The organism is Leuconostoc lactis KCTC 3528 = DSM 20202, assembly GCF_014651235.1.
Classification (GTDB): domain Bacteria; phylum Bacillota; class Bacilli; order Lactobacillales; family Lactobacillaceae; genus Leuconostoc; species Leuconostoc lactis.
The window spans coordinates 1-8,821 of sequence record NZ_BMWM01000037.1 but is presented as its reverse complement, the minus strand read 5'-3'; the positions used below and the strand labels follow the sequence as shown (position 1 = coordinate 8,821).

The window sequence follows — 8,821 nt, the reverse complement described above, 5'->3', positions numbered from 1 at the left end:
ACACCAATCGAGATCTTCTTACTTAATCTACGTCACTAAATTCGTTCAAGTTATTTCTTGCAATCTGCCAAATAGAAACCGCAAGCTACGTGATTGGTACCCTAAAGGCACGTCATTTAAAGATGTGAAACAACGACAATTAGATGAAGTCGCTTCAAAAATGAATGCGATGCCATTAAGACAGGCACTTGACGGCAAACGACCTATGGTAGTCTTTGAACAAGAATATAAAGCCATGCAACGTTACCGTAGAGCTTATGAAAAACGTAAACAGCGCATGCTTGAAGAACGCCAAAATGATGAAAAATAAGCCGTAAAAGCTGGTAATAAAAATAATAAACTTTAGACACTACATGTGTCTTTTTTTGTTGTGCTTAAAATATAAATATTTGAAAACGGTTTAATTGGTTGAAATATTTGATATAATAGCGAGTAATTAGATTGCTAAAAGCCTTTGTATAGACCTTCCAAAAGCGTGGACGTGCGGTTTACTTTTAAACCAAATCATGATATTCTGAAAGAAGTTGTGCTCTGATTTAAAAATAATCTTCGTTAGTTTTACATACATGTTACTGGTAGTTTACCAATATATTAAACATGTGGTTTTTACCTTGACATCTGCCTGACAAATTTAGGTGTACCGTGCATAATCTAACGTAACAGAGGCTTGTTGATACGTTGGCGCACAAGGGATTACACGTTTTTAAAAAAATCCAAAGTCAATAAATTGAAATAAAGTAACGTATTTGTAACATTCGTTATTTTAAAAGCTCATAAGTCCTGTGTGGGCTTATTTTTTTTGCTTAAAAATAGCCTAAATATTAAGAAGTTGTTAAGAAACCGTCTTCATGACGGTTAATTATTGGTAATAAAATCAATGAAAATTGACAACTAAAACAAGGGAGAAAGAAACAAAATGAGACATTCTTTTGGGTCAATTGTAAAAGCTTATCGGGAACGAAAAAGACTAACACAATTGGAATTAGCTGTGAGATCAAAAGGGGAATTATCAACGGCGACGATTTCAAAAGCTGAAACCGATCCAAGTTATAATCCGAAACTGACGACGTTCATCAAATTTTACAAAATTATGGATGTGCCATTTGAAGATATTGTTGCGACATTAGAGGGGACTGCTGATGATAAATGATCAAGATACACCCAGGAAAATGGAACGTGTTAGTAGAAATCAAGTTGAAACTAATGAACGATTCTACAAAATTCCAAAAGCACTGTTTGAAAATGAATTCTATGCCGACATGAAACTTGAAACGAAAGTGGCTTATGCAATTCTGCGTGATCGTTTCTTGTTGTCAATTAGGAATAATTGGATTGATAAAAATGGTGATGTTTACCTGATTTACAAAAACATTGATCTGCAAACAATCCTGAGTGTTGGCGAGAAAAAAGTCATTAGTTTGAAAAAAGAACTAGCAAATTTTGGGTTACTTGAAGAAGAACGACAAGGGCTAAATAAACCAAACAGACTTTACGTTGGCAACATAAATGCTGAATTTGAAGTTATCCACAGGACCAATCCCTTGGGGGACAAGGAACTGTCAAAACGACAGGTCCGGAACTGTCAAAATGACAGGTCAAGAACTTCCAAAACGACAGCTCAAGAACTGTCAAAACGACAGTCAAGTGAGACTGAGAATAGTGAGACTATTTTGAGTGAAACTGAAACCATTTCTTTTGATGAGGATGAAATAAATACTAATAATAATTCAAAAAAAACTCAACAATCATTTATCGCTATCGGCAAAATCATTCAAAACAGTCCTGAATTAAGAAGTGTAGTCCAAGGTTTGATTCCTGATTTACTTTTGAATGAACCCCAACAAGCAGAAATTGTTGTCCGCGCTCTTGAACGTGGTTATCACTTTTTGATAACCGAACTTGAAAAAGGTAATTCTGTTTTGACTTTGCAAAAGCAATTACAAGGTGAGGTTGCCATAAAACAGTTGCTTTTAAACACTGGTTTCAAACAAGTAGATTACATGCGTGACCATCTAATTGATATCAGCCAATATGGTAAATATTTTGCTAGTGGTTTTGACAATCGTTTGAAAATTGCGATCACAACAAGTCAATCGGTATCAGGCTTTTAACTTTAAATTGGGGAGAGGAGAGATATAATGGCAAACCAATACAACGTATTTATTGCAGTAGACTTTTTCAACTCAGACATACTTTTTGTAGCTAACTCATCAGGTGAACTCAGCCGAAAAGTGATCAAAGCAATTGAAAATCATAAATTAGAAAGCGATGGCGCAGTGAGGTTATACCGTACCTCTTATCAATCATTTAAGGCTATCGAAAATTTGATGGTACGCTACCATTTACCATTTCATGAAGCCGCAAGACCGAAAGGGAGAGATTATGAAAGTCAGACAACTAACGCTGTTGGATGAGCAAAGTTTACAAGAACTTCACCAAACTAAATATGTCGTCATTCTTGTTAAAGAATTAAAAAATAATCTCGTTCAACCAACAAAAAAACAAGCCTTTGTCTGCTTAAAACCAAATGAGATGAAAGTCAAAGGTGAGTTGTTTGACGATTGCTTAGGGAATCATTATGTCGGTTGTACAGTCCTAAAGGGCATTCATTATTCTGAAGCTGGTAACCAAATCCCCGTGTTTAAACTACCAAATAATATCCAAGACTATTTAGCCAAACAACTGACACCGATTATTAATTTACTGGATCAAAAAAGGAGAAATTATTATGCAAATTAATCACCACGTAGGACGTTTAGTTCGTGATGTAAACTTCACTGTAAGAGGTGAAAATGAAACCGAGATTGCCTACTTCAAATTAGCCATTAATGATTTAAAAGATGGCAAAGCAACTTACATTGATTATGTTGCTTTTAACAAAACGGCAGAATTGATTCGTGATTATGTGACTGATGTTGGTCAAGTAGTTGAGGTTGAATTTGTGATTCGCAATCACAACTACACCGATAAAAATACAGGTCAAAAGATTTACGCTATGCAAAATCAAGTGACACAATTCCGCATCTATAAATCTAATCAGTCATCGCAAAATTCTGCTGTTCAAACACAGATTGCTGACAGTAAAAATAGTGAAGTGACAGATAATGATTTGCCACCATATCCTGACTTTAACAGCAATGCATTTGAGTATGTAGAGGGGTAGGACAATGACTGCAATAATCACAATAGCTGATAAATTTAGAAATATCTTTCAAAGATTTAGTCGCTTTGGAACTTGGTTTTTGGAACATCAACGGCGCAATTTAATTGCCATATTTAGCCTATTTATTCTGATAGCTTTTAGTACAACCGTGATGGTTAACATTACACCTCGACCTTCAAATTTGCCTAGTACGGAGTTAAATACGCCAGTGTCATTTGGCACTTTGAACAAAACCGCTAGTCTAACAAAAAGTGTTTTTAATAAAAATAATGGTGTTTTGGAACTTCATTATACAATCTCTGACGGAGCTGTTTCTGATCAAGATTTGGTTGATATTAGCAAAATTAAATTCACTGCTATGACCGATCATGGTGGCAATCAAGTTACTGGGCGTGTCGTGCCAACTTCAAATAATACACTCGTGGTCCAATTTAAAAACTTGAGTCATAACTTCAATGCTGTGACTTTAACAGCTCATGATAAAAGCATCAATACTGCCACAGTCGAAGCGCCAAGTAGCGTAGCTTCTGATAGTTCAAGTGCAAAGAAAACTAACGCAAACATTGATACCGCAAGCGGCAAATTCATCATCAATCGTGACAAAGTGTCTAAATCAAATACGCTAACATTTGCCAGCCAAAAGGAACTTGAAGTTAGCGAAAGTGAAGCTAAAATAGCGGCAGAACAAAAACTGATTTCCAAGAATACGAACGCTATTGTTGAATATCAAAAAGCCATTGATCAACAACAATCTTCCATCAAAAAGTACCAAAAAATACTCGCCCAGTCTGATGACTCAGATACTCAAACAAGCATTGATAATGCTCGCGATGCCATTACACAAATACGAACACAAATTAGTGATGCACAAAAAAATATTCAACGTGCTAAGACAAATATTACTCAATATCAAAAGACTAGAAAGGAGGTTCAGGAAGGCAAATCATTGTTGCCAAAACCAACAGGTTTGTAATACCACATCGTTAAATAAATTGCCTATTGGGCTATTTTTTTCAATCAAATAAAGGTTTAAAAAGGGTTAAACGTAGGTTAAAAAATGGTTTAACCAAGCGCTCAAACTCCCAGCACTTGAAATGCCCGCACGGCGGGGTTTAGGCACATGGTGCCGGCATTTCCCCTTAACCTGTTCCCAATTATCAAAATAAATTTAGGAGTTTTTATGCAGACAGTTAGAAAAGAAGTTCGCGGTCTTGATAAACAAGATTTGAATATCATTGACCAGCGTGCGCAAGCAGAAGGAACATCTACAAATGAATTACTGCGTATTGTTATTACGGACTATGCAAAGCGAATTAGAGAAGATGATGCTAGTAATGTGTTACACAGCTACCTAGATGATTTAATCATGGCTAACAATAATGTTGTGCACGGATTAAATGACAATACAATTGCGATAGGTGAAATGTTTAAAACAATTCTAGCGCGACTTGAAATGTATTTTCCAGACTTAAATGATGAGGTAGAACGAATTCAAAAAAACGCTCGCCCTCAGGAAAAAAATTTGCCAAAGTCGATTGACTTTGATGAGTTTGAATAAGCAGAAGAGGTTCAAATGAAAAATTATAAACGCGGTCGGTTTGCGAGAAGAATCCTATTAGGCATTGTCATATTGATAGGTATTGTGTATTTAAATCGTGTATCGATTTTGCAAAGAATTGTAGCACTAGGTTCGCAATCCCAACTGATTAATATTGATAAACAAAGTATCTCTCCAACACAAAATGATGATCTTGTTAATTTGAAATATACTGGTCAAACAGTTGTTGAGATTAATCATAACCAACCAACATTTAGTCAGGATGATTTACAAATAAAAGAGGGTGGCTGGCAAAAACTTTCGTCATTAGATTGGTTAGGCAGACCACAAGTTGCTAATGCATTGCTTAACCAAAAATTGATGCCGCCCTCTCAAAAGTATCAAGCGCGTGAACGATTAACAATTAAAACGCCAGGATACCATGCCATTAAAACTGGAACAAATACTACAGACTGGTTATACAACCGTAGTCATTTGATTGGGTATCAATTTACTGGCCTGAACAATGAAGCCAAAAATTTGATCACAGGGACACGACAATTAAATGCAGATAGTCGAGTGAATGCAAAAAGTATGGTGACTTGTGAAACAGAAATTGCTGATTACTTGCATCAGTCAAAAAATAATTATGTGCGTTATCAAGTCACACCCGTATACAAAAATGTTGAGTTAGTTCCCCGCGGTGTTCACATGATGGCACAGTCAAATGACAATACTTTGAAATTTAATGTCTATGTTTTTAACGTTCAAGATGGCTGGACAATCAACTACTTAAACGGTAATGCTGAAAGGAGTGAATAAATGAAAGATGCAATAGAATTCAAAACAAGTCAAATGAAGGCACTCATCAAAAGAAGAAATGTTTTGAATAAAAAATATGATACAACGCTACCCGAAGATATTCCTTTAGAGGTTAAATCAGAACTAGAGCTTATTGAAAATTTGTTAAATGAATTTGACATCAATCAATCAACTTTTGATGAAAGACCAACAATGATTGGAATTAAAAATTCACGAGATGAAGAATGGTATTTTCAACAAATGAAGCATTGGATAGAAAGACACCCAAATGCTCTTAATGCGAAGTTTAGTCGAAGTAGTGCCTATAAGTTTGCTTTGCATTTCTTCGTAGAAAATATTGCGCTTAATGCCAACAATGCACGTCTTAATTATTCAGAACTAGCCCAGAAGGTAAATGATGCCAACTCCACAAAAAGTGATTCAAAATTGACTGCGCAATTGGCAAATGTAGAGAATTTATTAGGTTTTCTTTTAACCATGCAACAACGTCAACTTGAATACATTCCAGAAGGCATTAATTTAAAAAATGGTTTTGTTAAATATGCCATCAACCCAATTAATCCAACAGAGTTCCAACAATTTGGTACACCAACAGAACTCAATCCAAACAATGAATTGGCACAATCCTATGAAGAATATAAAAAAATTCGGACTCGGGATAAGCAGCTGATCAAAAAATATCACCAAACAGGAGGACAACTCGATGACGACTAAAAAGCATAGTAAAAGAAAAGCACAATTGACAAAGTATTTAGAACAACTTGATGAATTCAATTGGCACCATCCTACTCAAGTTAGTGAGATGGCTGACAGTCAACATGAACGCGATAATCGTACGTACTATTTGGCTCAGATAAGCTTAATTCTGTTTAATAACTATCAACAGTCCTACATGCAAATTAGCCAGATGCTGAACATGTCTTCCAGAACAGCCCGCCGTTTAACAATTGATTATGAACAAGATTTTGATAGTTTAGAAGAAATTATGGGGGAATTGCAAAATGGCGAAGACTGGTGAAATTGCTGCATTTGCCCTGGGTGAAAAAAAGACGGCAATGGTTAATTTACCAGCGCAGTTTGTCACGTCTAGCACAGCAGATATGAAAGGACAAAAATACTCAGACCTCGTTGATTATGCTAATAATTCGGAAAAGACAAACGATCTTAATAATGAGTCCATGAACGATTTAATTGACTTAAAGGAACAATTTAGCAAGCCTGGCTATGCTAACCGCAATTCTGCGGTAACAGAAACGCATCCAATATTTGGTAGCGATAAACTAAATTATGATAATCACGATATTTATGTATTGAGAAGAAATTTGGATGAGGCACAAGAAAATGGTAATAATATCCATGAACTTGCTTTCTCAATCAGAGGCGATTGGTTAGTTAAAAATAATCTCTATGATCCTGAAACTCGTATGATAGACCAAAATAAATTGAAGCATGCAGAACAAGAGGTTGCTAAGACGCTAATTAACAAAGGATTTAATTTACCTTTGGGAGAAGATGAAAATGACGTTGTTTGGTTTGGTGTGATTCATCAGGATACTGACCACCTAAACATGCATCTGTGGTTTGCTAAAAAAAGCCAAGAAACGCGTCCTGAGATGATCAAGCAAGAAGGTAAGTACAAAGGACAGCCAATCGGTGTTATACCTCTGGAAGTGATTGAACAAGCCAAACGACAGTTTAGAAAACAGCTAATGTCATCGCAAGAATTAATGCGGCATCAGGAAATATTGAAAGGCATTGGTGGCTTTAAAAAAGAAATTGTTGAGGCAGCGCCAGACAACCTATTAAATGATCGTCATGCTAAAGCCATCAAACAAATTTACGATGCTTTACCTCAAAACATGAAAGGGCGGTGGCAGGTTGGTAATGCTCATTTAACCGCTGGAAAAGGCAAGATGGCAAAAGCAAATCAATTAACAAATCAACTATTAGACGATTTGTTTGACAAAGAGCTTAAACCTGAATATGAGGGCTTTAAGTCGTTGGCACAAGAATATGATGCCATTAATATTGCAGACCAGGGTGTGATGCATAAGGAGCAACGCAAGTGGTCTGAGAATAAGGAAGATGAATTAAGAAAGCGCTTAGCGAATCAACTCTACAAGCATTTAGCACAAATTGAAGACACCTCACTAAATGATATTGACCAACAAATGTCTGAATTGCTGAGCCATGTTAAAAAACGTGATAAAGGCGGTAACGTAGATAGAACTAAAATTGCATCTAGCACTCAGGGGAAACATTTGGGCGCCAAGCCGTTGATCAACAATGTAACCCCAAATTCAAATCACATAGGTGATCAGATGCCAGTGCGGGGAGGTTCATTCACTAAAATTAGCCGCTTGTGGCGGCAGGACATCCGTTCTGAAACAAACGCAGAACGTCAATTCTTAAGAAATCAAAAGAAAGATGAACTAGAAAAGGCTCAAAAAGAATATGAATCACAAATATCAAGAGGAATGTAAGGAGAAAAGTTTATAGTGTCAAAAAATTTTTTTATAAATTATTGCGTTGATTTTTGAATGGAAATGATCATTCTCATTACTCTTTAGGGACTAGACAACTATGGTGATATTTTTCATTGTGCTACAGAAAGTGATCTGTCAATAAAAAAATTGTAAAGCAAAATTTAATGATTATGTCTTTCATCGAAAACGACCAAAGTCTGTAATCTTTTCTAAGACTCTTAAAGTTCGAAATAAAACTTACTAACATTAAAGGTGAAGATTAATCTCGACGGAGATAGTCTTCACCTATTTTTGATTTATTCTAAAATAGGTTGTGAAGCATAGGTCGCGGAGTTTTTTGGCACTGGATGTCGTGAATAAAAGTGGCCGGTTCACTGGCGTTACCACACAATTTGTTCTTAGTAAGTTAGACGCTAGACGTCGAGTATAGAAAATTAGATGGTGATGGCTACCAGTGACTGTTTCAATCAATTATTCTTTGGAGGTGCACTCATGCACGCTGTTATTGGTATTGATGTTTCGAAGGCAACCAGTCAAGTTGCCGTCGCTGTTGATGGTAAGGTTGTACAGAATTTTAAGATCACCCATGATGTCTTTGGGTTCAATCAGTTAAATACGGTCATTATGCAGTTTAATACGTTCCCAGATATCGTGTTTGAGGCGACGAGCGTTTATTCGAGACGTTTAAAAACTTTCTTAGAGGCCCACAATTATCCTTATACTTACCTGAATCCTTTGACCACTAAAAAGCAATTGGATCAATTACGTCCTAACAAAAATGATCTTAACGATGCCAAGCATTTGGCGGAAACG

Annotated in this window: 12 protein-coding genes and 1 pseudogene; all 13 read left to right on the top strand. The window is 36.1% G+C overall.

Annotation, left to right across the window (positions count from 1 at the left end):
• Nucleotides 1–310, top strand: a pseudogene (locus tag IE039_RS07890) (hypothetical protein); the annotation flags it as partial.
• 606 nt (nt 311–916) lie between these two features.
• Entirely contained in the window at nt 917–1,150 is a 234-nt protein-coding gene (locus IE039_RS07885) for a helix-turn-helix transcriptional regulator (protein ID WP_010006628.1), read from the top strand.
• The gene (locus tag IE039_RS07880) at nt 1,140–2,111 is read left to right on the top strand and encodes a replication initiator protein A (RefSeq protein WP_189428996.1); all 972 of its coding nucleotides are present in this window, start codon (nt 1,140–1,142) and stop codon (nt 2,109–2,111) included. Before IE039_RS07885 ends, IE039_RS07880 begins: the two co-directional genes overlap by 11 nt.
• Before the next feature lie 27 nt (nt 2,112–2,138).
• Nucleotides 2,139–2,414: a hypothetical protein gene (locus tag IE039_RS07875; RefSeq protein WP_010006627.1), complete on the top strand. Its 276-nt coding sequence runs from the start codon at nt 2,139–2,141 to the stop codon at nt 2,412–2,414.
• On the top strand, nt 2,383–2,739 hold the full coding sequence (locus IE039_RS07870; RefSeq protein ID WP_019039984.1) for a hypothetical protein: 357 nt from the start codon (nt 2,383–2,385) through the stop codon (nt 2,737–2,739). Before IE039_RS07875 ends, IE039_RS07870 begins: the two co-directional genes overlap by 32 nt.
• On the top strand, nt 2,729–3,163 hold the full coding sequence (locus IE039_RS07865) for a single-stranded DNA-binding protein (RefSeq protein ID WP_010006623.1): 435 nt from the start codon (nt 2,729–2,731) through the stop codon (nt 3,161–3,163). Before IE039_RS07870 ends, IE039_RS07865 begins: the two co-directional genes overlap by 11 nt.
• 4 nt (nt 3,164–3,167) lie before the next feature.
• Entirely contained in the window at nt 3,168–4,136 is a 969-nt protein-coding gene (locus IE039_RS07860) for a hypothetical protein (RefSeq protein ID WP_010006620.1), read from the top strand.
• Between the two features lie 207 nt (nt 4,137–4,343).
• On the top strand, nt 4,344–4,721 hold the full coding sequence (locus tag IE039_RS07855; RefSeq protein WP_004915871.1) for a hypothetical protein: 378 nt from the start codon (nt 4,344–4,346) through the stop codon (nt 4,719–4,721).
• A 15-nt stretch (nt 4,722–4,736) separates the two neighbouring features.
• Entirely contained in the window at nt 4,737–5,522 is a 786-nt protein-coding gene (locus IE039_RS07850; protein ID WP_019039987.1) for a DNA/RNA non-specific endonuclease, read from the top strand.
• On the top strand, nt 5,523–6,236 hold the full coding sequence (locus IE039_RS07845; RefSeq protein WP_010006619.1) for a hypothetical protein: 714 nt from the start codon (nt 5,523–5,525) through the stop codon (nt 6,234–6,236). It abuts the gene before it with no gap.
• Nucleotides 6,226–6,540 carry a hypothetical protein gene (locus tag IE039_RS07840; RefSeq protein ID WP_010006617.1) on the top strand — a complete coding sequence of 105 codons (315 nt, stop codon included), beginning with the start codon at nt 6,226–6,228 and terminating at the stop codon, nt 6,538–6,540. Before IE039_RS07845 ends, IE039_RS07840 begins: the two co-directional genes overlap by 11 nt.
• Nucleotides 6,524–8,005: a MobP2 family relaxase gene (gene mobP2, locus IE039_RS07835; protein WP_010006615.1), complete on the top strand. Its 1,482-nt coding sequence runs from the start codon at nt 6,524–6,526 to the stop codon at nt 8,003–8,005. The genes IE039_RS07840 and mobP2 overlap by 17 nt, the downstream gene beginning before the upstream one ends.
• Before the next feature lie 495 nt (nt 8,006–8,500).
• Nucleotides 8,501–8,821: IS110 family transposase (locus tag IE039_RS07830; protein WP_189428995.1), on the top strand; the 321-nt coding region annotated here is incomplete at its 3' end.